Origin of the sequence: Aeromonas sp. 82P (genome assembly GCF_051919365.1) — a bacterium.
Lineage (GTDB): Bacteria > Pseudomonadota > Gammaproteobacteria > Enterobacterales > Aeromonadaceae > Aeromonas > Aeromonas veronii.
Map to the genome: position 1 here is coordinate 3761325 of NZ_JBQBEV010000001.1, position 22008 is coordinate 3783332.

A 22008-nucleotide genomic window follows, 5' to 3' on the forward strand; every position below is an offset into this window, starting at 1 on the left:
ACCATGAACCTTGAAGGAAAACTCGTGCTGCTCACCGGCGCCAGCGGTGGCATAGGTGAGGAGCTGGCGCAGGAGCTGGCGGCCCAGGGGGCACACCTGCTGCTGCACGGTCGTCGCGGCCCGGCACTGGAGCGGCTGTGCAAGTCACTGCCCCACCCCGAGCGCCATCAGGTGGTGCTCGCCGACCTCGGCTCTGCGCAGGAGCGGGCCAAGCTGTTGCAACACCCTGCGCTGGAGGACGGGATCGACATCCTGATCAACAACGCTGGCTGCAACCAGTTTGCCTGGCTGGAAGATCAGAGCTTCGAGCAGGTGGAGCGCCAGCTGCTGCTCAATATCGAGGCGCCCATCCAGCTCACCCGTGCCCTGCTGCCAACCATGCGCAAGCCAGGGATCATCATGAACATGGGGTCGAGCCTGGGCAGCATCGGCTACCCCGGTTACAGCGTCTACTGCGCCAGCAAATTTGCCCTGCGCGGCTTTAGCGAAGCGCTGGGACGAGAGTTGGAAGGCTGCGGCATAAAGGTGCTGCACTTTGCCCCCCGCGCCACCCGCACCAAACTCAACTCCGAGGCTGCCTACGAGATGAATGCGGCGCTCGGCACCCAGACCGACAGCCCGCAGGAGGTGGCCGAAGAGGCGGTCATCGCCCTGTGCAACGAAACCCGCCGCAGCTGGCTCGGCTGGCCGGAAAAGCTGTTCGTGCGGCTCAATGCCCTGCTGCCCGGCATCGTCGACAAAGCGCTGGCCAGACAGCTGCCGATCATCAAACGTTATGCCCGTCATCTTCAGCCAGGGACGACTGATACCTGCGCCAACAGTGCGCCACAACCAGACTTGTCCCGCCCGAACCCGACCAAGAAGGAGCATTAATATGAACTTTTTCCGTCAATCAGTGACCTCTTGTGCCATCGCCATCCTGCTGGGGTCCTCCTCGGTCATGGCTGCGGATGATGCCCTCATCCCCATCCAGCAACAGTGGGCCGTCTGCCAGTATCAACAGAGCGGCAAGGCGAAAGAGAGCTGCCTCGAAACTCTGAGCACCCAGGCCGAAGCGGCCAGCGCCAAGGAGCCTTTTCGTGCCGATCTGCTGATCTGGTCTGCCATCGTCAAGAGCACCTGGGCGGGGGCCAAAGGGGGGCTGGGGGCACTGGGTCTAGTGAAAGAGGCAAAAGCCAAGCTGGAACTGGCTCTCAAGCAGGATCCCAAAGCGCTGGACGGCTCTGCCTACACCAGTCTGGGCTCCCTCTACTATCAGGTGCCCGGCTGGCCGGTCGGTTTTGGCGATGACGAAAAGGCAGAGCAGCTGCTCAAGCAGGCGCTGGCCATCAATCCGGATGGCATCGACCCCAACTTCTTCTATGGCGACTTCCTGCTGGATCAGGGTCGCAAAGCCGAGGCCAAAACCTATCTCGACAAGGCGCTGGCCGCCCCGGCCCGCCCGGGCCGCGAAGTGGCCGACGAAGGGCGCAGAATGGAGATCCGCGATCGGCTGGCCAAGCTATAAAACCCTGATGGATCAAAGAAGTATTTAAACTCTGCCCACCAGCTTGCATACTGGTGGGCAGGGTTGTTTATGCCACGGCACGCCCTGGCGCTGAGCCAGATCGCCACACCCAACAAACAGGGAGAAAAGAATGCGGATCCTGCTGGTAGAAGATGATGTGATGCTGGGGGATGGTATGCAGGATGCACTGCGCCATAGCGGCTATACGGTGGACTGGCTGCAACAGGGGTTGCCCGCTCTGGCAGCCCTCAAGAGCGACGAGTTCGCCGCCCTGATCCTCGATCTCAATCTGCCCGACATCGATGGCCTCAGCCTGCTGCGCAAGTTGCGGCGTGAAGGACACCAGCTGCCGGTGCTGATCCTCACCGCCCGCGATGCGCTGGACGATCGGGTGGTCGGCCTCGATGCCGGCTCCGACGACTACATGGTCAAGCCCTTCGCCCTGCAGGAGCTCAACGCCCGCCTGCGCGCCCTGGTTCGTCGCAGCAAGGGGCAGGCTCAGGCGGTACTGGAGTATGGCGATATCCTTATCTATCCCGAATCCCAGCAGGTCACCTATCAGGGGGAGGCGGTCAAACTCACCCCCCACGAATACAAATTGCTGCAGGAGCTGATCAGCCAGAGCGGCCGGGTGCTGAGCAAGGACCAGCTGCAACAGAGCCTCTACGGCTGGGATGAAGGGGCCGAGAGCAACGCGGTGGAGGTGCATATCCACCATCTGCGCAAGAAGTTCTACAGCGACCTCATCCGCAATATTCGCGGGGTCGGTTACATCATTCCCCAGCTCGAACAGCCAAGCCGGACACCCGCACGATGAAACGCCCGCGCTCCATTCGCCGCTTTCTGCTCACCGGTATCCTGACGCTGGTGAGTCTGAGTCTTACCATCAGTGCCTTTATCGGCTACATGGAGGCGAGTCACGAAATGGAGGAGCTGTTTGATGCCCGTCTCGCCCAGTCGGCCCGCATCACCAACCAGCTGCTGGCCCGCTATATGGCCCAGCAGGGGCAGTTGCCCGCCAACGGCACTGTCTATCAGGAGTGGGAGGCGCAAAATCCCGATGAGTGGCAAAAAGACCCCAGCCTCAACCTGACCGGTGAGGATCGGGAGATCACCCCCTACGGCCACGAGTTCGAACGCAATCTCTACTTCCAGCTGCTCGATGAAAAGGGCGGCTTGCTGCTGCGCGCCCCCAGCGCCCCGGATCAGCCGCTGGTCACCCTGGCCATCGGCTTTGACACGGTCGAAAAAGATAATCACCAGTGGCGTACCTTCACCCTCTACAACCAGCAGGAGCAGACCTGGCTGGTGGTGGCCGAGCGGGACGACGAGCGCAGCGAACTGGCCAGCAAGATGGCCACCCTCACCATGCTGCCCCTGCTGCTGACCCTGCCCTTCCTGCTGGCCCTGCTCTGGTGGCTCATCACCCGCGGGCTGGCCCCCCTGCGTCAGCTGGCCCAGGCCATCAGTGAACGTCACCCCGCCAACCTGAGCCCGCTCAGCCTCAAGATAAGCGCTCAGGAGCTGACCCCCCTCACCAACGAGATCAACCGGCTGATGCAGGCGCTGGCGGAGACCATAGAGCGGGAGAAACAGTTTACCAACGAGGCGGCCCACGAGCTGCGCACCCCGCTGGCGGTGCTGCGGATCCACAGTGAAAATGCCCTGGCTGCCGAAGATGAAGTGAGCCGCCAGCAATCCCTGCACAAGATGCTGCAGGCCCTCGACCGCAGCGATCGGCTGATCCGCCAACTGCTGACCCAGGCCCGTATCGACAACCAGCAGGGACTGGTACTAACTGAGCTGGAGATAGGCCACCTGCTGCAAGGCACCCTCGCGACGCTGGCTCCCATCGCTCTCAAGAAGGATCAGCAGCTGTCGCTGGAATGTGAATTGCCGCAGCTGGTGATGGGGCAGGCCACCCTGCTCGAACTGCTGTTCAGTAATCTCATCGACAATGCGCTGCGCTACACCCAGCCGGAGGGCGAGATCAGGGTGCGGGTTCAGCGAGAGGGCAACCGGGTGAGGGTGGATGTAAGTGACAACGGCCCCGGCATTCCCGCCAGCGCCTTGCCCCGGCTGTATGAACGCTTCTTTCGGGTCAATCCCCAGCAGGGGGATGGAGTGGGTCTCGGCATGGCCATCGTCTCACGCATCGCCCAGCTGCACGGCGCCGACCTCGATGTCCACAACCGGCCGGAAGGGGGGCTGGAGGTGAGCGTGTTACTCCCGCTCCCGCCAGCAAGATAAGTAAAGAGCCCGCGATGCGGGCTCTTTACTTTCAATGACAATCTGGCTGCACGGTAAAGGTTCGACTGGCATCCACCGGGCCCAGCTCGGCCAGCAGACGTCGGCCCAGCAGCACCGGATAGATCATCTTGCTGCGATCCCGCAGGGTGAACCACTCCTCATACACCTTGTCCCCCAGACAGATGGACATGGTCACCGTTGGCCGCTGCTCCATACCGCCCGCCCCGCGCACCGTCACGCTGCGCTCGACCCGCCGCTCGAACTGCTGCTTGACCAGTTTGCCGCTGTCGGCATCGGTCACCACCAGCATGAAGCGCACCCAGGGCTTGCCATCCCGTTTGAATCTGGTGATAGAGCGTGCATCGAGGGAAGAGGTGAGCGCCCCGGTGTCGAGCTTCATCTTCACCGCCACACCGGTAGGCAAAATAAGCCCCTTCTCGATCCAGCCATAGCTGGTCGGGGTCTCAGCCAGCGCACTGCCACACAGTGCCAGCATCAAGGCTATCCCCACCATCATCTTGCCCATTTTACTGCCCTGCCTTGTCAATCCTGCGTCCAGATCTACCACAGTCCCATTGTGGGTCAATCCGATTTATTTCAGCTACTTGGATAATATCTGGCGGGTCAGGAGAGAGACAACAAAGAGTGGCCGAACGGCGGCCCAAGCGGGCGGGAATATCGAAGGAGAGCAAGGCACCGAACGGTGCTGGATGAAACTGGTGGTTAACCTCAGGTTGTGACGCCAAAGGCTACCACAAGGATTTACAAATTATCAGTCTTGTTCTGAAGGGATTTTTGCCTACACTGTTGTAAACCGGAGGGCCTGAAAACCACCGGTTTTTTTGCGCCTGCCGAAAATTTGCCACTGCAAAAGTGACTTTCAACAAGGCTCAATAAGGAATTTGTAATGCGTATCGAAGAAGACTTGAAGCTCGGTTTCAAGGATGTCCTGTTCCGCCCCAAGCGCTCTACTCTCAAGAGCCGTTCCCAAGTAAGCCTGACCCGTCAGTTCACCTTCAAACACACTCAGACCCAATGGCAAGGCGTACCCGTTATCGCTGCCAACATGGATACCGTCGGTAGCTTCGCCATGGCGCGCACGCTGGCCGGTTTCGAGATGATGACCGCGGTACACAAGCACTACAGCCTTGAGCAGTGGCAAGCTTTCGTCAACGAGACCGACCCGGCGCTGCTGGGCCATGTGATGGTCTCCACCGGCACCTCGGCTGAAGATTTCGCCAAGACCCGCCAAATCCTCGCCATGTCCGAAGCGCTGCGCTTCATCTGTGTCGATGTGGCCAACGGCTACTCCGAGCACTTCGTCGAGTTCGTGCGCAAAATTCGTGAAGCCTGCCCCAACCACGTCATTCTGGCGGGCAACGTGGTCACCGGCGAGATGGTCGAAGAGCTGATCCTCTCCGGCGCCGACATCGTCAAGGTCGGCATCGGCCCGGGCTCGGTCTGTACCACTCGCGTCAAGACCGGCGTCGGCTACCCGCAGCTCTCCGCCATCATCGAGTGTGCCGATGCGGCCCACGGCCTCGGCGGCCAGATCGTCGGTGACGGCGGCTGCACCTGCCCGGGCGACGTGGCCAAAGCCTTCGGCGGCGGCGCCGACTTCGTGATGCTGGGCGGCATGCTGGCAGCCCACGAAGAGTGCGGTGGCGAGATCGTCGATGTAGACGGCGAACCCTTCATGAAGTTCTACGGCATGAGCTCCTCCAGCGCCATGGACAAGCACGCCGGCGGCGTCGCCGAGTACCGTGCCTCCGAGGGTAAAACCGTGCTGCTGCCCTACCGCGGCCCGGTCGAGAATGCCGTGCGCGACATTCTGGGCGGCGTGCGCTCTACCTGTACCTACGTGGGCGCCAGCCAGCTGAAAGAGCTCACCAAACGCACCACCTTTATCCGGGTGCGTGAGCAAGAGAACAACGTCTACGGCAAGGAGTAACCTGCCGCAGCGACCGTCACGCGCTGACGGTTAGAAGCCAGTCAACCGGTGTGCTACCCTGCGCACCGGTTTTTTGCATTTGGAACCCCGAGCCATGACCACTCCCCTGCCCCCGTTTGACTGGGATATCTTCTGCTGCGTCGTCGACAACTTCGGCGACATCGGCGTCACCTGGCGACTCGCCCGCCAGCTAAAGCGGGAGGGGAATATAGCGGCACATGACGATGAGGTTCAGGTGCGGCTCTGGGTGGACGATCTGGCAAGCTTCGCCCGCATCTGCCCCGGGCTCGACCCGGCGCAGGATGACCAGTGGGTCGATGGCATCTATATCCAGCACTGGCATGAGACCCTGCCGACTGACATGACCCCGGCCAGAGTGGTGATCGAGGCCTTTGCCTGCGAACTGCCCGCCCCCTTCATTGAACGAATGGCCGAACTGATGGCGCGCCAACCCAGCCCCCCATGCTGGATCAATCTGGAGTACCTCTCGGCGGAGAGCTGGGTCGAGGATTGCCACGGCCTCGCCTCGCCACAGCGAGTTGGCAACCAGAGCCTCAACAAATACTTCTTCTTCCCGGGCTTTACCGCTAAAACCGGCGGCCTTTTGTGCGAGCACGACCTCATCGCCGAGCGGGAACAGTGGCAGCAAGATAATGCGGGACTGGCAGCCTACTGGGCCAGCCTCGGTTTGCCACCCAAGCAAGAGCACGAGCTGCGGGTCAGCCTCTTTACCTACGAGAGCGATGCGCTGCAAAGCCTGGTCGAGAGCTGGTGCCAGAGCACCACGCCCGTCACCCTGCTGTTGCCGCTGGGGCGCGCTCTCAACGATGTGCTCACCGGTGCCGGTCTGACGGATGCCATCCCTGCAGCCAAAGCGGGGGATCTGCTCCACTCGGGCAACCTCACCATCAAGCTGCTGCCGATGACAGATCAGGCCGGTTACGATCGACTGCTATGGAGCTGCGATCTCAATCTGGTGCGCGGCGAGGACTCCTTCGTGAGGGCCCAGTGGGCAGCACGTCCTTTCCTCTGGCATATCTACCAACAGGAGGAGGACGCCCATCTGATCAAGCTGGAGCAGTTCCTCGACCACTATCTTGCTGATCTGCCTGCCGATTGCGCCCAATGGCTGCGCTGCTTCAATCTGGCTCTCAACCGTGGTGAAGATTGCCGCGAACTCTGGGCCCAATGGCCCCGATATAGCGCCATTTGGCAGCAACATGGGCGAAGCTGGTCACAGAAGTTGCTCCGGGATGGGGATCTCGTCACACGGTTGGTGAAATTTTTAGAAAGCCGTATATAATCTGGCAGTTTTTATCCGTCCGTTTCACGAACAGGAATTTTTTACATGAAAACCGCACAGGAAATCCGCGCTGGTAACGTAGTCATGATCGGCACCGAGCCGATGGTGGTTCAGAAGGCTGAATTCAACAAATCCGGCCGTAACTCCGCCGTGGTCAAAATGAAGCTGAAAGGCCTGCTGAACGGCAGCGCCACCGAGACTGTCTTCAAGGCCGACGACAAGCTGGACGTTGTTCAGCTGGAGCGTAAAGAGTGCACCTACTCCTACTTCTCCGATCCCCTGTATGTCTTTATGGACACCGAGTACAACCAGTACGACGTAGAGAAAGACAACCTGGGTGACGTGCTGAACTACCTGGTAGACGGCATGGAAGATCTGTGTGAAGTGACTTTCTACAACGAGAAAGCCATCTCCGTAGAACTGCCGACCACCATCGTGCGCGAAGTTGAGTACACCGAACCGGCAGCCCGTGGCGACACCTCCGGTAAAGTGACCAAGCCTGCCCGTCTGAAAGGCACTACCTACGAGCTGGCTGTTGCCGCTTTCGTAGAGATCGGTGACAAGATCGAAATCGATACCCGCACCGGTGAATTCAAGCGTCGCGTCAACTAATTGACCGCTTTGAATTGATTACAAAAAAGCGAGCCAACGGCTCGCTTTTTTATTGCCTCCGAGTTGCCATCACACCGCCCGCCTTCAGAAAATCCCGCCGCAGCCGCTAACCCAGATAACCGGGGGAGCACACTATGGCCAGATTATCCTTATCACTGCTGTTATTGACCTTGCTGGCTGGCCATGGGGCAGAGGCAAGCGAGGTCGCCCCCCCCGTTGGCGAGCCACTGCCCCTCGACCACTGGCAAGCCAGCGACTGGAAAGGGTTGCCCGATGCCACCCAGATCGACAAGCAGACGGTGCTGTTCGCCAAACACGACAGTGAAAACTATCTGGGGCTCGCCATTTTACTGCCCGACTGGCAGCGCAGCGGCCAGCTCTGGCAACTGACTCGCGCTCTCGGTCGGCTGGGCTTTGATACCCTGCTGCTGCTCCCCTCCCCCCAGCAGACCGAACTGGATCCAGCCGCCGAGAAAAAAGCGAAAAACAGCGATGAGTTTCGCAAGCAGTTTGCCGAGCGGATCAGCAAGCTGGCCGATGCCAAGCTGCAGGAGGGGGGCTTCAAGCTGATCCTGGCGCAAGGTACCGGCGCTGCCTGGACCACCAACCTCATCGCCAGCGAACAGTTGCCCGCCCCCGACGCACTGGTGCTGCTCGATGGTTTCTTCCCCAATCAGCAGAGCAACCAGACCCTGGCCAAACAGGTGGCTCAGGCGGCCATCCCCACCCTGGACCTCTATCAGGAGGATGGCGGTCGCTGGCCACTGCTGGCCGCCGAGGCCCGCAGAAGCGAGAGCCGGCGCAGCAACAAGCTCAACTATCGCCCCTACGCCCTGATGGAGCTGGAGGAAACCCCCACCCGCATTCAGGGCTGGCTCAACCATCTGGGCTGGCTCTAAACCAGCCGCCACCGTGGCGCAATAAAGCGCGCGCCAGCTCACATCTGCCGGATAAAGCCCAACCCTACCACGGCGACGATCTGGCCCTGACCGCATCCTCTTTGGCATCATGGCCTCTCGAACCTGAACAATGGCAGGAAGGCCCATGCAGCAGATTGTGTTTCTCGACAGCGATACCCTGGATGCGGGCATCACCCTGCATCACCCCGACTTCCCCCACCACTGGCAGAGCTATCCAAGTACTACCCCGGAACAGGTGGTGGAACGGCTCAAAGATGCCAGCATCGCCATCATCAACAAAGTACGGATCGGCGCCGCCGAACTGGCCCAGCTGCCGGAGCTCAAACTCATCGCCCTGGCCGCAACCGGCAGCGACAACGTGGATCTGGAAGCGTGCCGCGCCGCCAACGTCGGGGTGTGCAATATCCGCAACTACTCGGGCCCCTCGGTGCCGGAGCACGCCATGGCGCTGATGCTGGCCCTGTCACGCAACCTCTTCTGCTGGCGCCAGTCGCTGCTGGAGGGGCGCTGGCAACAGAGCGGCCAATTCTGCTTCTTCGACCACAACATCATGGATCTGCACGGCAAGCAGCTTGGCATCATCGGCAAAGGAACCCTGGGTCAGGCACTCGGCGAGCGGGCCAAAGGGATGGGGATGACAGTGCGTTACGCCCAGAGCCAGGTTGGCACCAGTCACGGTGAGGATCGCCTCCCCCTCGACGAGTTGCTGCAAAGTTCGGATGTGATCAGCCTGCACTGCCCGCTCACCCCCTACACCCGCAACCTGATTGGCGAGCGGGAGCTGGATCTGATGAAACCGGGCGCTCTGCTGATCAACGTCGGCCGCGGTGGGCTGGTGGATGAGGAGGCGCTGCTGCAAGCGCTGGCCAACGGCCGCCTCGGTGGCGCCGGTTTCGATGTGGCGAGCGTCGAACCCCCGCCCCCCGACCATCCCTTGATGAAGGCGCTGCAATACCCCCACTTCATTCTGACCCCTCATGTGGCCTGGGCCAGCGAGGAGTCGATGCAGCGACTGGCCGACCAGCTTATCGACAACATCAACGCCTTTGCCGCCGGTCGCCGCCAGCACCGGCTGGTGTAACCGCACGAGCGAGTCACCGCAAAATCGAGTGACCACACCATGCAAAACGGGACCAAAAGGCCCCGTTTTGCATCTTCCGCACTCACTGCACACGCATCAATCGTCGTCATGCCATCTGTGCTTCTTATGCTTTTTGTACTTCTTGTGGTGCTTGTGATGGTGATGATCGTCGTCATCATCGTAATAGCGATCCTGGCTCTTATGACCATCGCCGGTCTTGGCACCGATGGCCGAACCGCTCGCCCCGCCGACCCCGGCGCCGATCAGCTGACCGGTATCACCACCGACACTCTTGCCGATGGCGGCACCGCCCAGCGCCCCCACCGCGCCGCCAAGGGCCGCTTCATTCTTGTTGCCCTTGTTGGCCGTCGCAGCCCCACCGGCAGCACCGCCCAACGCAGCCCCCACCAGCGCACCGGTATCGCCACCCAGCTCCTTGCCGATCATGGTGCCCGCCACACCACCTGCGCCGCCACCCAAAATGGTATTGAGGGTCTCGGAGGCGTGCACGGTCGCGCTGCCAGCCAGCAAGGCGCCCAGCAGTGCCAGTGCGCGAAGAGCACGCGAATTCATCTCCATGGGTACTCCTGTCAAACCTGATTAATATTCAGCGGCACTATACAAAGTGCCACGGGGTTCGCCAGCCAGCAGAAATGAGGGATGCGACAGTCAATGGCCGCACGGCCACCGCCCAAAATGGAAGAGTAAGATCAAGCAATTGAATTTAAAGATTAAAATCACCAAAAAGCCAAACTATTACGGCTGGGCGCCCCACAATCTGGTTGTCGTGTCCCGGCACAGACCCGCCGCGCTGGGACAAAAGCTGTCAGTCAGCAGCCTCATCCGCCAGATGCCAGCAGTCCCGGCCAGCCTCCTTGCTACGATAAAGGGCTGCATCAGCACGCTCGAAGATGGGGTCGGCAACGGGTGAATGGCAGGCGCCGCCGATACTCAAGGTGACCTGTCCCTTGTGCTCACGCCACTGTTGATGTCGCACCACGTCAAGCAGACAATTGAGCTTCTCCGCCAACTCATCCTGTGGCTGTTGCAGCAGAGCGGCAAACTCATCGCCACCAATCCGGTAAACCGTGCTCACCCCCAGCACATCAGCAAGACAGTTGGCCACCCGACACAGCACCTGATCGCCGAAGGCATGACCCCGACTGTCATTGAGTCCTTTGAAGTGATCAATATCAAACAGCAGCAGCCAGAAGCGCTCCCCCCTCAGCTCCAGCGCGCTCTTGTGCTGCTCGAAGGCTCGCCGGTTCATGATACCGGTCAGAGGGTCCCGCAACAGCGCATCCTGCCCCTTGAGGAAGCTGGCCCTGACCTGATCGATCTCATTCAGGCTGCGTCGCACAAACCAGGTATTGGCCTTGGTGATAGGGGGAGAACTCTCCAGATTGCGCACGATACCGGTCAGTGACCCCGACACCAGCGCCTGCTCCTGGCGGAAGATCCGCACCAGCAGACTCAGCGTGCAACACCAGATGGCAAACAGGGAGATCAATGGCAAAACCACCATCTGCAGCGCCTCATAGAGGCTGTTGCGAAACAGCACGGGCGGCAGATAGATATTGAGATCCCAGGCAATGTCCGCCAGCTCGCGCTTAAGGAAAGTACCATGACACAACACATCCAGACCGAGCCACTGCTGGCCCTGATGCTGCTCGATTGGGTGATCTGCCAGCAGATCCATATTGCTGCCCACCACCAGCTGGCCGCTGTCGCGCAAGGTAAGATAGAGTGCGGCCTGATTGCCGCCAACCGTCCGCTGTAGCGCCTGCTGCAGCGAGTCGAATGACATGTCGACCATCAGCAGCCCCAGCAGTTGCCCCTGATCGTCCCGCACCCGTTTAATCAGGCTGAGTATCAGTTCATTGGTATTGTATTCAGGGTAGGGGCCAAACCAGACGAGCTCGTCGCCCGGCATGGTGGTCACCTGATACCAGGGTCGCAACGCCGCCTGATAACCGGGGGGCGGTAGCCAGTCCGGGTAGCTGTCGATACGATCCGCGTTCAGGTTGTAAAAGTAGATGTAGTGGTTGCCTGGTTTGATCTTGTGCGCAATGGCCCAGATGGGGGAGTCGGCCAGCCCGCCGCGAGCGATCTTCTCCTTGTCGAGCGAGGCCTCCAGCACTGCCAGTTGCCGCTCATTGACCTTCACCATCTCGTGGATCAGGGACGCTTCAACGGAGGATGCCATGTGGCCGAAACCGGATACCGTCATGTCGATATCCCTCAGATAGCTGGCAATAGCCATGATGATCGTCACTATCAGGATCATCAAACCAATCAATGCAGAGAGGGGGACCAGCACATAGTAGCGTTTATTGAGATACGAACGGCTCACATCACATCCGAACCAAGAAAACATACGGGGATTGTGGGAGAGAAAGGAGAGTGAATCATTGATTAATATCACTTTCGCGCCCCTTAAGTGACATTTCCAACATTAACGAAACGTCAGGGTTCGCAAACGAATATCAACTGACAGGAAAAACGCTAGTTACCCCGGGTTAACCCCGCTCTGCATCGTGGGTGTTATAGTCTATACCTGATTCGGCAGGCGCTGGACAAACCGTCCATCACCGGCTGCAACGCCAAGCAGAACAAGGAGATGTTATGAGCAGTCCGTTTATCGAACAGATCAAAGCACGTCGTACCATCTATGCCCTGGGCGACCAGGTGTCCCACACGCCGGAGCAGCTGACGGCCCTGATCCAGGATGCCATCAGGCACAGCCCCTCCTCCTTCAACTCCCAGAGCTCCCGTGCCGTCATCCTGTTTGGCGCCCAGCACCACAAGCTGTGGGATATCGTCAAAGCCGAGCTGAAAAAGATTGTGCCGCCGGAGGCCTACGCCCAGAGTGAGGCCAAGGTAGATGGCAGCTTCCGCGCAGGCTTCGGTACCGTGCTGTTCTTCGAAGACACCGACGTCATCAAGGATCTGCAGCAAAAATTTGCCCTCTATGCCGACAACTTCCCCATCTGGTCGGAACATGCCACCGGCATCGCCCAGTTTGCGGTCTGGACGACGCTGGCGCAGGAGAAAGTCGGTGCCTCCCTGCAGCACTACAACCCGCTGATCGACGAGGCGGTACGCAAGGAGTGGAACCTGCCCGCCAGCTGGCTGCTGCGCGCCCAGATGCCCTTTGGCAGCATCAAGCAACCGGCCGGTGACAAAACCTTTATCGACGACGCTACCCGTTTCCGCGTTTTCAAATAACCGTTGAGAAAGAAAAACGCCCCCGCATCTCGGGGGCGTTTTCATTTCGACATCAAAAGTGCGGATAGCGATGGTTCATACCGCAATCTGCGGTCGTAATACGCTCTATCCACAGCTCAGGCGAGCAGCGTCACCAGCAGGGACGCCTCCCCAGGCTCCACCTTCACCTCGCGCCAGTCGCGGATCACCGCCACCACCGCCGGATTGAGCGGCGCATCGCCCCCTACCTGCACCACGGTGCAACCTGCACGCAGGGCGCTCGCGATACCGGCCGGGGCATCCTCGAACACCAGACAACAATCGGGCGACACGCCAAGCCGTTCAGCCCCCAGCAGATAGGGTTCGGGATCGGGTTTGCCATTGATCACAGCTTCGGCCCCCACCAGCAGGTTGGGCAGCAACAAACCGGCACAACGCAGGCGATGGCGGGCAACCCGCTCACTGGCGGAGGTCACGATGGCCCAACGCTCTGGCGGCAAGCGGCGCAGCAACTCGCCAGCCCCAAAGATGGCGTCGCCGCCGGTATGCAGCATCTCCAGCTCGTCGAGCCGCGCCGCTTCCCGCTCCACATCCAGCTGCGGAGCCAACGCCCGGATTACCTCACGTGAGCGCATACCGTGGCACATCGCCAGCACCGGCTCGGGGGCCAGCTGATGATGCTGACACCAGAGCCGCCACACCTTCTCCACATCGCCGGTCGAGCAGACCAGAGTGCCATCCATATCGAGCAGCAGGGCGGATACCGACAGGGTGATCGTGTTCATGCCAGCACTCATACAGGCACCCCGGCCAGCTCGGGCAGAGAGCCAGAGAGTGCATCGGCAAAGGCCTGCTGCTGGGCGGCACGCTCATAACAGGCCAACGCCTGCTCGGCACTGCCAGCCCACACTTGCAAGGGGCCGACCACAAATCCCTGTTGCAACAGGCTGGCGAGCAGCTCCCCAGTCTCCGGGGCCGCCAACGGCTGAGCCAGCACCAGCGTGCTCTTGATCAAAAAAAGATAACGTTGAGTGGACATGATATGGCTCCTTGTTCCGGTTAAGAGGAGGGCAATTCCCCCCTTGCCGAGCCATTAGAACAAGGCGATTAGATAATTTATAATCAATAAATCGCCACTTTGGATAACCAATTGGAATGAAATTCGACTTGAGGCAACTGCAGGCGTTTGTGACGCTGGCCGACACCGCCAACTACCGGGAAGCGGCCAGCCGCCTCTTTATCACCCAACCGGCCCTCACCAAGCAGATCCAGGGGCTGGAGCAGACGCTAGGCTGCACCCTGTTCAAGCGGGGCCGCCATGGTGCCGAGCTGACGGCGCTCGGCGCCCAGCTGCTCACTCAGGCGAGTGCGCTGGTCGAGCATGGTCGGGAGTTCGAAAGCCATGCGCTGGCGGTGGCGAGCGGGGTAGCCGGTCGGCTCAAGATTGGCTTCGGTCTGTCGAGTTTCGCGCTGGCCCCTGCGCTGGTGGCCCGCTTCAAACAGCAGGTCACGGACGTGATGGTCCATCTGCAGGATATGCCCTCCGCGATCCAGCAGGAGCAGTTGCTCTCCGGCCAGTTGCAGCTTGGCTTTATGCGCAGACCTCAGATGCCCCAGTTGCAGGAACACAGACTGCTGATCGACCGGCTGGTGCTGGCGGTGCCGACACGGATGACCGAGCCAGACCCGGCCGCATTCGACGTCCAGCAGGCACTGACCAGTCAACCCCTGTTGCAGATGGTGGGCCACCGCTGCCCTGGGCTCAGCCAGCAGATCGCCGGTTTTCTCGGCGCCAATCGGCTGACCGGCATGGTTCAGGAGGCCGAAGATATCCAGACGCTGGTGGCGCTGGTCGCGGCGGGCATCGGCAATGCCATCCTGCCGCGCAGCGTCAGCTTTATCGCAGGACCCGATGTCACCCTCTATCCTCTCTCTGGTCCCAGCTCCGAGTGGGAAGTCAGCATGGTATGGAATCCGGACTTTGCCGACCCCATCCGGGATCACTTCGTCAGGCAGGTGATCGCCAGCCATCCCCTGCCGGTGTCGGCCACGCCCGAGCGCTGAAACCAACGCTCGCTGTTAGCTAACATCGTGCCACGTCAAAACAGTGCGCCCCCATCAAGGGGGCGCATGCAGAACAAAAGCGGCAATGCGGTTCAACAGCTGGCGCAGTGGCTACGGTTTTTACCCGCCCCCTTGGCGCAATAAAGCGCCGCATCGGCCGCGGCCAGCAACGCCCCTTCCCCCTCCAGCAGTTGCTCTGCCGTGTAGGTGGCAATGCCAATGCTGGCGCTAAGCTGAATATTATTTGCCACCACGATGTCGAGATCGTTGATGGCCTGGCGGATCTCCTCTCCAATCCGCTGAGCCGCATCTCGATAGGTATTGCCGAGGATCAGAGCAAACTCGTCACCACCAAAACGGCAGGGCAGATCCGCCGGACGCTGGCAGAAGGATTGCAGAAGATGGCCCACCAGCTGGAGGGAGCCATCCCCCATCTGATGACCAAGATGGTCATTGCACGCCTTGAAGTTATCCAGATCCAGCATGATGAGGGAGAGCGGGGTATGTTCACGCATGCTGCGCCGCCACTCGTTATGCAAAAAGCTGTTGAACAGCCGCCGATTGGCCAGTCCGGTCAAGGGATCATGTTGGGAGAGGCTGGCAACTTCCAGCTCCAGCAGCTTGCGCTCGGTGATATTGATATGGGCGATGGAAAAATACTCGGCATCAAGCCCGGGTACCGGCGCTACTCGCATCATAAACCAGCGTTGAGTGTCGGGGCTGTGGCAGGGGTATTCCAGATAAAACTTCTCCTGCTGATGACGGATAACCCGAAGGATCCCCTCCACAGCAGCCAATCCAGAGGGCTCGGATTCAGCGTCACAAGCCCCCATGTAATTGACCCCAATCCAGTTATATCCCTTGGGCATGCCGTTTTGCTCGGCAAACAGATCCCAGGCGAGATTGGTGTAATGGATCACGCCATCCCGATCTATCACCGATATCTGGTCTTCCAGCGAATCCAGCAGCGCAGCCAGATGATGGGCTCGCTCGGCGAAGTGACTCTGCCGCGTCTGTATCTCATCCGCCATGGTGGCCATCCTGTGGCAAAAGTGGCATACCGTCATATATTAACAATTAAGTCAGCAGATAGAGTAAAGCACCCCATTCCCACTTAGCCAACTGAGACCAAATTTCACCATCGAACACCATCCGGCAAGGTTTCAGGCCAGTTTCCCTGTTCCGGATAACAAGAGCACATCATGAGCATATGTATCTGATAAGTCACATTTAATGACCACACCACTGATTTTCACAGGGGATGCCATCTCCTTCCCCATCCATCTTGGTACCAGGGCAGTTTTGTAAAAACCAGGTTGCCTCCTCGCAGGAGGTCATCTGGGAGCAATGCTGCCGACCATCACACTGACGAATAAAGGTCGGTGTCTGTGGCGTGCTGACCGAGGTGCTGATCTCCTCCTGATTGAAAGATGAGACCGACAATGGCGCCATCGACTCGGCCGAGAAACGGGAATAGATGGAAAAGAGGCCGACGAGCACCAGCAGAGGGATCAATTTGCCACTCCAGCTGCTCTTGCGACGTCGATAGGGGTTACTTCTCTCTCTGGTCGAGGTGGATCGTGGCGGCTGACTTGCCGCCCGAAAGGATGGCGCCGCTGATGATGCGGATGAAGGCTCGGCATCCGCCAACGTGAGCGGGCGATCGGGGAAAAAGACCTGTAACGCCCTCGGTTTGCCATCCTGGCCACTGCCGATCAGATAGGTGACACGCTCCCCCGGCTCGGGCACCCGGCCATCTGATTGCAGCGCCGTAACGTGCACAAACAGCCCTGCACTGCGTGCTCCATTGATTGCCTGCTCGGCGCCATTTTGCTCCGGCGTAATAAATCCAAAGCCGCGCGCCTCGTTCCAGCTCGCGATCCGTCCCTGATAACGCATCTGTCCATCCTTGTTGTTATCCATGTGAGCACTATCTTGCCCAACAATCATGTTGCCCAAAAGCGCTGCGGCCCGACAGAGGGCCGCAGAGTCAATCTCAACACGGTGCTCGGGTGCTGCCTGCGTTAAGGATCAAGCCAGCTGGGACACCTTGATGATCTCGGCGATGCGACCCAGCATGCGCAGCGAGGTGTGATGCTCGGTGGCATCTGCGGCGGCGCAGGCATCCTCCAGAATGGTGATGGCGTAGTCGCGATCGTGACCATCACGCGTCGCAGCCTGAATGGCCCAGCTGGTGCTCACCCCGCACAGATAGAGGTGGTCGATGTGGTTGGCCCGCAGCGCAGGCTCCAGCGCCGTGCCATAGAAGGGACTGACCCTGGGCTTGGTCAGCACCAGATCGCCGGGCTGCACATCCAGATCAGGATGAAAGTCGGTGCCGCTGTCAGCCAAAGAGAGCGCCCCCAACTGGTGAGCGGGACCAAACATGAGAGACCCCTTGGGTTGCAGCTGATAGCCGCCGTCAAAGCCCACCTTGATCAGCACTACCAGCCAGCCGTTGGCGCGGGCATGGGCCAGCGCCTGATTGGCATGCGCAACAGCATCCTGCTCCACCACGTGGGCTGCAGAGGCGGCAATGCGCCCGTCGGGATGGGCAATATCGTTGATAAAATCGATCACCAGCAGTGCCTTGTTCATCACCTTTGCTCCTTCGCGCATTCAGCCCGTGCTATCTGGTTTCTACCTGTCAAACCAGCCCCAGTGCATAGCGCAGCGCCATTTCCTTTAAGGGGCCAGCTTTATCCGCCAGATTGAGGGCCAGATTGCGGGCCAGCTTGAGGGGGCCAATCTCGTTGCTGAACACCCCGTAGAAGAGATCCATCCCCGACTGCATCAGCAGGTTGTCAGGACGACGGCGCCGCTCGTAACGCTCGGCCAACGCCAGTTGATGCCAGTCGGCGCCAGCTCCTTGCAGCAGATCAGCCCAGCAGGCCACATCCTTGAAGCCAAGGTTGACCCCCTGCCCCGCCAGCGGGTTGATGGTGTGGGCAGCATCGCCAAGCAGCACCACCCGACCGACGTGATAGTCGTTGGCGTGGCGGCGCACCAGCGGGAAGCTCCCCTTGCCGGTGACGGTGAACCCGCCGAGCCGACTCGGGAAGTGGCGGCGCACTTCGGCGGCGAGCGCCTCGTTGCTCATGGCTGCCAGCGCGCGGATCCGGGCCGGGCTGTCATACCACACCAGAGAGCCGTGCTGGCCGGGCAGCGGCAGGAAGGCGCGCGGGCCGCTCGGGGTGAACTGCTGCCAGGTGATATCTTCCTGCGGGAAATCGGTGTCGATATTGATCAGCATGCAGTGCTGGCGGTACTCGAAGCGCGATACGCCGATACCCGCCAGCTTGCGGGTGTGGGATTCGGCGCCGTCGCAAGCCAGCACCCAGCGGGCCGCCAGCTCGGTGCCGTCGTCCAGAGTCAGCACAGCTTCATCTGCACTCTGGCGCAGGCTGGTCACCGCCGCCGGGGTGTGGGTCTGGATGGTGGGAAAATCCTCCATCCGTTTGAGCAGGGCGAGCTGCACCAGCCGGTTTTCGATGATGTAGCCGAGCTGGGGCAGACCGAGATCGGCGGCATTGAAGCGGGTGGCAAAACCGTCCAGCTCCCAGGTCTCCAGCCGGCGGTAGGGGCAGAGCCGCATCTGTTGCAGATGGTGCCAGGCACCGGCCTGCTCCAGCAGCGCCACCGAGGCCTGACTGATGGCGGAGACCCGCAGATCCAGCGGCTGCTCCGGCGCGTAATGTTCCGGCAGTTGGGTCTCGATGACCCGCACCGAGAGGCCCTGGGCTGCCAGCAGACAGGCGGTGGCGGCGCCCACCATGCCGGCGCCGACGATGGCGATATCACACTGTTCCATACATTTATTCCTGAAAGGGTGCGTCCGGCGACAGCGCCCGGACGTGAACCGGATGGCTGCATGATAGCGCAAGGGCGGCTGATAAACAGTGAGGCAAACGGGGAATTGCTGCGTCAAATCAAGGAGAAAGCTTATTGAGCTTGCTGGCAACAGGTATCGGGTGAGCACCATTGCCAGCTGGATATTAGCTAGGCAGTATCCAGATTGCGGAGTAAAATGCGCGGTCCTTTGACCATGCCGATTTCAAAACAAGTCAAGAGAAGCAATGAGCAAGAAACTTCACATTAAAACCTGGGGTTGCCAGATGAACGAGTATGACTCGTCCAAAATGGCCGACCTGTTGGATGCCAGCAATGGCTACACCCTTACCGAAGAGCCCGAAGAGGCAGATGTCTTGCTGCTCAATACCTGCTCCATCCGCGAAAAGGCGCAGGAGAAGGTGTTCCACCAGCTGGGACGCTGGAAAAAGCTCAAGGCCAACAAGCCCGGTCTGGTGATCGGCGTGGGTGGCTGCGTTGCCTCTCAGGAGGGCGATGCCATCCGCCAGCGCGCTCCCTATGTGGATATCGTGTTCGGCCCGCAGACCCTGCATCGCCTGCCCGCCATGATCAAGGAAGTGCAAGAGGGCCGTGGTGCCCAGGTTGATATCGCCTTCCCCGAGATCGAAAAATTCGACAGCCTGCCCGAACCGCGCGCCGAAGGGGCCACCGCGTTCGTCTCCATCATGGAAGGCTGCTCCAAATACTGTACTTACTGCGTGGTGCCCTACACCCGCGGTGAAGAGGTGAGCCGACCGCTGGACGACGTGCTCTACGAAATCGCCCAGCTCGCCCAGCAGGGCGTGCGCGAAGTGAACCTGCTCGGCCAGAACGTCAACGCCTACCGCGGTCCGACCTTTGATGGCGGCATCTGCACCTTCGCCGAGTTGCTGCGTCTGGTGGCCGCCATCGACGGTATCGATCGCATTCGCTACACCACCAGCCACCCGATCGAATTCACCGACGACATCATCGAAGTCTACAAAGATACCCCGGAAGTGGTCAGCTTCCTGCACCTGCCGGTGCAGAGCGGCTCCGACCGCATCCTGACCATGATGAAACGCCCGCACACCATCCTGGAGTACAAATCCAAGATCCGTCGCCTGCGTGCCGCCCGTCCCGACATCACCATCAGCTCCGACTTCATCGTTGGCTTCCCGAATGAAACGGACGAAGACTTTGAAGCGACCATGAAGCTGATCGAGGATGTGGGTTTCGACATGAGCTTCAGCTTCATCTTCAGTCCGCGCCCGGGCACCCCGGCCGCCGACATGCCCGACGATGTCGACATGGAAGTGAAGAAAGCCCGTCTGGCCCGCCTGCAGCACGTCATCAACAACCAGGCAATGCAGATTGGCCGCGCCATGCTGGGCACCACCCAGCGCATCCTGGTGGAAGGGCCCTCCAAGCTCGACCCGATGCAGCTGTGTGGCCGCACCGAGAACAACCGGGTGGTCAACTTCGAAGGCCAGCACACCCTGATCGGCGGCTTTGCCGACGTGGAAATCACCGAGGTGCGTCCCAACTCCCTGCGCGGCAAGTTCATCCGCGGCGAGAGCGAGATGAACCTGCGGATCGCCACCGCCCCGAGCGAAATCCTGGCCCGTCGCCCGGATAACGTACCGGACGAGCTGGGCGTGGCCGCCTTCACACCCCATTAATCCCCTCCTCCCCATTCGCCCGGCGGATGGGGAGCGCCTTGAGACGAGGATATTTTGAGCCGACACATCTCGACCCTGAATCTGCATCTGGAGCCCGCCGACAACCAGCGCCTTGCCAGCCTGTGCGGCCCCTTCGATGACAATATCAAGCAGCTGGAGCGCCGCCTCGGCGTCGAGATCAGCTACCGTGACAGCCACTTCCAGTTAGTGGGCAAACCGGCCCAGCTGGATGCCGCCGCCGTCATCCTCAAGCACCTCTATGTGGAAACCCAGCCCCTCAAGGGTGGCAAGGTGACCGACATCACTCCCGACATGGTCCATCTGGCCATTCAGGAGTCGCGGGTGCTGGAGCAGGATGACGAACCGGCGCCGAGCATCCCCTATGGCAAGGAGGTGACGGTCAAGACCAAGCGCGGTCTCATCAAACCACGCAGCCCAAATCAGGCCCAGTACATCGCCAATATCGTGCGCCACGATATCTGCTTCGGCATCGGCCCGGCCGGTACCGGCAAGACCTATCTGGCGGTCGCAGCGGCGGTGGATGCTCTGGAGCGTCAGGAAATTCGCCGCATTTTGCTGACTCGCCCGGCGGTGGAAGCGGGGGAGAAGCTGGGCTTCCTGCCCGGGGATCTCTCCCAGAAGGTGGATCCTTACCTGCGCCCGCTCTACGACGCCCTGTTCGAGATGCTGGGCTTTGAGCGGGTCGAGAAGCTGATGGAGCGCAACATCATCGAGGTGGCGCCGCTCGCCTATATGCGCGGAAGAACCCTCAATGACGCCTTTATCATTCTCGATGAGGCCCAGAACACCACCACAGAGCAGATGAAGATGTTCCTGACCCGGATCGGCTTCAACTCCAAGGCGGTGGTCACCGGCGACATCACCCAGGTAGACCTGCCGCGCAACGCCAAATCCGGCCTGCGCCACGCGCTGGAAGTGCTGCCAGGGGTCGATGGTCTGTCGTTCAACTTCTTCGAATCCAAAGACGTGGTGCGCCACCCGGTGGTGGCCCGCATCGTGCAGGCTTATGAGGCATTCGATGCCAAACAGGCAGCGGAAAAAGCAGCCCCCATTTTTGGGAAAGAGAGCATCGGCAAAGAGAGTGAGCAATGAGCGTAACCCTGGATCTGCAGCTGGCCAGTGCCAGCACTGACGGCCTGCCCACCGAAGCCCAGTTGCAAGGCTGGCTCGACGGCACCATTCTCGGCTTCCAGCAGGAGGCTGAAGTGACGGTGCGCATCGTCGACGAGGCGGAGAGCAACGAGCTCAACCTCACCTATCGCGGCAAGGACAAGCCCACCAATGTGCTCTCCTTCCCGTTCGAGGCGCCACCCGGTCTGGAGCTGCCGCTGCTCGGCGATCTGGTGATCTGCCGTCAGGTGGTGGAACAGGAAGCAAACGAGCAGAATAAGCCCCTCATGGCCCACTGGGCCCACATGGTTGTGCACGGCAGTCTGCATCTGCTAGGTTATGACCATATCGAAGATGAGGAAGCCGAAGAGATGGAAGCGCTTGAGCGCGACATCATGCAGGAGCTCGGTTTTGCCGATCCTTATCTGAACGACGAAGAGTAAAACGCCGGATGGTCATCGTCTTGAAACAG

23 protein-coding genes are annotated in these 22008 nt (G+C 60.4%); 14 read left to right on the top strand and 9 right to left on the bottom strand.

What is annotated here, in order from left to right:
• Positions 1–3: 3 nt before the first annotated feature.
• The 4 genes from ACTG2S_RS17130 to ACTG2S_RS17145 all read left to right on the top strand — a co-directional run bounded on the left by ACTG2S_RS17130 (position 4) and on the right by ACTG2S_RS17145 (position 3757).
• A complete protein-coding gene (locus tag ACTG2S_RS17130; RefSeq protein WP_421325131.1) occupies positions 4–873 on the top strand; it encodes an SDR family oxidoreductase in 870 nt (289 codons plus the stop codon).
• 1 nt (position 874) lies between these two features.
• Positions 875–1507 (top strand): tetratricopeptide repeat protein, encoded by a 633-nt coding sequence (locus tag ACTG2S_RS17135; RefSeq protein WP_167556931.1) that lies wholly within the window; start codon positions 875–877, stop codon positions 1505–1507.
• 130 nt (positions 1508–1637) lie between these two features.
• Positions 1638–2324 (top strand): response regulator, encoded by a 687-nt coding sequence (locus ACTG2S_RS17140; protein WP_005335091.1) that lies wholly within the window; start codon positions 1638–1640, stop codon positions 2322–2324.
• Positions 2321–3757: an ATP-binding protein gene (locus tag ACTG2S_RS17145; RefSeq protein ID WP_110302593.1), complete on the top strand. Its 1437-nt coding sequence runs from the start codon at positions 2321–2323 to the stop codon at positions 3755–3757. The genes ACTG2S_RS17140 and ACTG2S_RS17145 overlap by 4 nt, the downstream gene beginning before the upstream one ends.
• 31 nt (positions 3758–3788) lie before the next feature.
• On the opposite strand, the gene rloA3 is transcribed toward ACTG2S_RS17145, so the two are convergent.
• The gene (rloA3, locus tag ACTG2S_RS17150) at positions 3789–4283 is read right to left on the bottom strand and encodes a retropepsin-like aspartic peptidase RloA3 (RefSeq protein ID WP_199416097.1); all 495 of its coding nucleotides are present in this window, start codon (positions 4281–4283) and stop codon (positions 3789–3791) included.
• 381 nt (positions 4284–4664) lie between these two features.
• Here rloA3 and ACTG2S_RS17155 point away from each other — a divergent pair, with 381 nt between their 5' ends.
• The 5 genes from ACTG2S_RS17155 to ACTG2S_RS17175 all read left to right on the top strand — a co-directional run bounded on the left by ACTG2S_RS17155 (position 4665) and on the right by ACTG2S_RS17175 (position 9624).
• A complete protein-coding gene (locus ACTG2S_RS17155; RefSeq protein WP_005348017.1) occupies positions 4665–5708 on the top strand; it encodes a GMP reductase in 1044 nt (347 codons plus the stop codon).
• A 94-nt stretch (positions 5709–5802) separates the two neighbouring features.
• The gene (earP, locus tag ACTG2S_RS17160; protein WP_439982994.1) at positions 5803–7011 is read left to right on the top strand and encodes an elongation factor P maturation arginine rhamnosyltransferase EarP; all 1209 of its coding nucleotides are present in this window, start codon (positions 5803–5805) and stop codon (positions 7009–7011) included.
• 45 nt (positions 7012–7056) lie between these two features.
• On the top strand, positions 7057–7623 hold the full coding sequence (gene efp / locus ACTG2S_RS17165) for an elongation factor P (protein WP_005335100.1): 567 nt from the start codon (positions 7057–7059) through the stop codon (positions 7621–7623).
• A gap of 134 nt (positions 7624–7757) precedes the next feature.
• Complete coding sequence (locus ACTG2S_RS17170) at positions 7758–8522, top strand: DUF3530 family protein (protein ID WP_439982996.1); 765 nt, start codon at positions 7758–7760, stop codon at positions 8520–8522.
• A 145-nt stretch (positions 8523–8667) separates the two neighbouring features.
• Positions 8668–9624, top strand: a complete 957-nt coding sequence (locus ACTG2S_RS17175; protein WP_144714430.1) for a D-2-hydroxyacid dehydrogenase — start codon at positions 8668–8670, stop codon at positions 9622–9624.
• A 96-nt stretch (positions 9625–9720) separates the two neighbouring features.
• On the opposite strand, the gene ACTG2S_RS17180 is transcribed toward ACTG2S_RS17175, so the two are convergent.
• A complete protein-coding gene (locus ACTG2S_RS17180) occupies positions 9721–10203 on the bottom strand; it encodes a YMGG-like glycine zipper-containing protein (protein ID WP_043822238.1) in 483 nt (160 codons plus the stop codon).
• 247 nt (positions 10204–10450) lie between these two features.
• Positions 10451–12001 (bottom strand): diguanylate cyclase domain-containing protein, encoded by a 1551-nt coding sequence (locus ACTG2S_RS17185; RefSeq protein ID WP_439982998.1) that lies wholly within the window; start codon positions 11999–12001, stop codon positions 10451–10453.
• A gap of 248 nt (positions 12002–12249) precedes the next feature.
• Here ACTG2S_RS17185 and ACTG2S_RS17190 point away from each other — a divergent pair, with 248 nt between their 5' ends.
• Entirely contained in the window at positions 12250–12852 is a 603-nt protein-coding gene (locus ACTG2S_RS17190; protein WP_005348028.1) for a nitroreductase family protein, read from the top strand.
• Between the two features lie 116 nt (positions 12853–12968).
• Here the strand turns inward: ACTG2S_RS17190 and ACTG2S_RS17195 are convergent, their stop codons facing one another.
• Together ACTG2S_RS17195 and ACTG2S_RS17200 are read right to left on the bottom strand one after the other, a co-directional pair.
• On the bottom strand, positions 12969–13616 hold the full coding sequence (locus ACTG2S_RS17195) for an HAD-IA family hydrolase (RefSeq protein ID WP_279498639.1): 648 nt from the start codon (positions 13614–13616) through the stop codon (positions 12969–12971).
• A gap of 8 nt (positions 13617–13624) precedes the next feature.
• Complete coding sequence (locus ACTG2S_RS17200; RefSeq protein ID WP_058058871.1) at positions 13625–13870, bottom strand: hypothetical protein; 246 nt, start codon at positions 13868–13870, stop codon at positions 13625–13627.
• A gap of 116 nt (positions 13871–13986) precedes the next feature.
• Here ACTG2S_RS17200 and ACTG2S_RS17205 point away from each other — a divergent pair, with 116 nt between their 5' ends.
• The gene (locus ACTG2S_RS17205; protein ID WP_139463532.1) at positions 13987–14895 is read left to right on the top strand and encodes a LysR family transcriptional regulator; all 909 of its coding nucleotides are present in this window, start codon (positions 13987–13989) and stop codon (positions 14893–14895) included.
• Positions 14896–14987: 92 nt separating this feature from the next.
• Here ACTG2S_RS17205 and ACTG2S_RS17210 read toward each other — a convergent pair whose 3' ends face one another.
• The 4 genes from ACTG2S_RS17210 to ACTG2S_RS17225 all read right to left on the bottom strand — a co-directional run bounded on the left by ACTG2S_RS17210 (position 14988) and on the right by ACTG2S_RS17225 (position 18706).
• The gene (locus tag ACTG2S_RS17210; RefSeq protein ID WP_439983000.1) at positions 14988–15926 is read right to left on the bottom strand and encodes a diguanylate cyclase; all 939 of its coding nucleotides are present in this window, start codon (positions 15924–15926) and stop codon (positions 14988–14990) included.
• A 199-nt stretch (positions 15927–16125) separates the two neighbouring features.
• Positions 16126–16794 (bottom strand): excalibur calcium-binding domain-containing protein, encoded by a 669-nt coding sequence (locus ACTG2S_RS17215; protein WP_274160832.1) that lies wholly within the window; start codon positions 16792–16794, stop codon positions 16126–16128.
• A 132-nt stretch (positions 16795–16926) separates the two neighbouring features.
• Positions 16927–17493 (bottom strand): cysteine hydrolase family protein, encoded by a 567-nt coding sequence (locus ACTG2S_RS17220; protein WP_274160792.1) that lies wholly within the window; start codon positions 17491–17493, stop codon positions 16927–16929.
• Between the two features lie 49 nt (positions 17494–17542).
• Positions 17543–18706 carry an FAD-dependent oxidoreductase gene (locus ACTG2S_RS17225; RefSeq protein WP_274160791.1) on the bottom strand — a complete coding sequence of 388 codons (1164 nt, stop codon included), beginning with the start codon at positions 18704–18706 and terminating at the stop codon, positions 17543–17545.
• A 265-nt stretch (positions 18707–18971) separates the two neighbouring features.
• Between ACTG2S_RS17225 and miaB the strand changes: the two genes are divergently transcribed.
• Genes miaB through ybeY form a run of 3 tightly spaced genes read left to right on the top strand, consistent with a single transcriptional unit; the run spans position 18972 to position 21979 of the window.
• Positions 18972–20405, top strand: coding sequence for a tRNA (N6-isopentenyl adenosine(37)-C2)-methylthiotransferase MiaB (miaB, locus tag ACTG2S_RS17230; protein ID WP_005335132.1), 1434 nt, complete (start codon positions 18972–18974; stop codon positions 20403–20405).
• 54 nt (positions 20406–20459) lie between these two features.
• Positions 20460–21518 carry a PhoH family protein gene (locus tag ACTG2S_RS17235; RefSeq protein ID WP_047438025.1) on the top strand — a complete coding sequence of 353 codons (1059 nt, stop codon included), beginning with the start codon at positions 20460–20462 and terminating at the stop codon, positions 21516–21518.
• A complete protein-coding gene (gene ybeY, locus ACTG2S_RS17240; protein ID WP_047438028.1) occupies positions 21515–21979 on the top strand; it encodes an rRNA maturation RNase YbeY in 465 nt (154 codons plus the stop codon). Before ACTG2S_RS17235 ends, ybeY begins: the two co-directional genes overlap by 4 nt.
• Positions 21980–22008 lie beyond the last annotated feature (29 nt).

Bases quoted from the DNA above. Each gene is read 5' to 3' on its own strand.
- rloA3 (WP_199416097.1), bottom strand. From the start codon at position 4,283: ATGGGCAAGATGATGGTGGGGATAGCCTTGATGCTGGCACTGTGTGGC.
- ybeY (WP_047438028.1), top strand. From the start codon at position 21,515: ATGAGCGTAACCCTGGATCTGCAGCTGGCCAGTGCCAGCACTGACGGC.
- ACTG2S_RS17175 (WP_144714430.1), top strand. From the start codon at position 8,668: ATGCAGCAGATTGTGTTTCTCGACAGCGATACCCTGGATGCGGGCATC.
- ACTG2S_RS17135 (WP_167556931.1), top strand. From the start codon at position 875: ATGAACTTTTTCCGTCAATCAGTGACCTCTTGTGCCATCGCCATCCTG.
- ACTG2S_RS17170 (WP_439982996.1), top strand. From the start codon at position 7,758: ATGGCCAGATTATCCTTATCACTGCTGTTATTGACCTTGCTGGCTGGC.
- ACTG2S_RS17155 (WP_005348017.1), top strand. From the start codon at position 4,665: ATGCGTATCGAAGAAGACTTGAAGCTCGGTTTCAAGGATGTCCTGTTC.
- ACTG2S_RS17190 (WP_005348028.1), top strand. From the start codon at position 12,250: ATGAGCAGTCCGTTTATCGAACAGATCAAAGCACGTCGTACCATCTAT.
- ACTG2S_RS17215 (WP_274160832.1), bottom strand. From the start codon at position 16,794: ATGCGTTATCAGGGACGGATCGCGAGCTGGAACGAGGCGCGCGGCTTT.
- miaB (WP_005335132.1), top strand. From the start codon at position 18,972: ATGAGCAAGAAACTTCACATTAAAACCTGGGGTTGCCAGATGAACGAG.
- ACTG2S_RS17180 (WP_043822238.1), bottom strand. From the start codon at position 10,203: ATGGAGATGAATTCGCGTGCTCTTCGCGCACTGGCACTGCTGGGCGCC.
- ACTG2S_RS17185 (WP_439982998.1), bottom strand. From the start codon at position 12,001: ATGTTTTCTTGGTTCGGATGTGATGTGAGCCGTTCGTATCTCAATAAA.
- ACTG2S_RS17200 (WP_058058871.1), bottom strand. From the start codon at position 13,870: ATGTCCACTCAACGTTATCTTTTTTTGATCAAGAGCACGCTGGTGCTG.
- ACTG2S_RS17130 (WP_421325131.1), top strand. From the start codon at position 4: ATGAACCTTGAAGGAAAACTCGTGCTGCTCACCGGCGCCAGCGGTGGC.
- earP (WP_439982994.1), top strand. From the start codon at position 5,803: ATGACCACTCCCCTGCCCCCGTTTGACTGGGATATCTTCTGCTGCGTC.
- ACTG2S_RS17205 (WP_139463532.1), top strand. From the start codon at position 13,987: ATGAAATTCGACTTGAGGCAACTGCAGGCGTTTGTGACGCTGGCCGAC.
- ACTG2S_RS17220 (WP_274160792.1), bottom strand. From the start codon at position 17,493: ATGAACAAGGCACTGCTGGTGATCGATTTTATCAACGATATTGCCCAT.
- ACTG2S_RS17225 (WP_274160791.1), bottom strand. From the start codon at position 18,706: ATGGAACAGTGTGATATCGCCATCGTCGGCGCCGGCATGGTGGGCGCC.
- ACTG2S_RS17210 (WP_439983000.1), bottom strand. From the start codon at position 15,926: ATGGCGGATGAGATACAGACGCGGCAGAGTCACTTCGCCGAGCGAGCC.
- ACTG2S_RS17145 (WP_110302593.1), top strand. From the start codon at position 2,321: ATGAAACGCCCGCGCTCCATTCGCCGCTTTCTGCTCACCGGTATCCTG.
- ACTG2S_RS17140 (WP_005335091.1), top strand. From the start codon at position 1,638: ATGCGGATCCTGCTGGTAGAAGATGATGTGATGCTGGGGGATGGTATG.
- efp (WP_005335100.1), top strand. From the start codon at position 7,057: ATGAAAACCGCACAGGAAATCCGCGCTGGTAACGTAGTCATGATCGGC.
- ACTG2S_RS17195 (WP_279498639.1), bottom strand. From the start codon at position 13,616: ATGAACACGATCACCCTGTCGGTATCCGCCCTGCTGCTCGATATGGAT.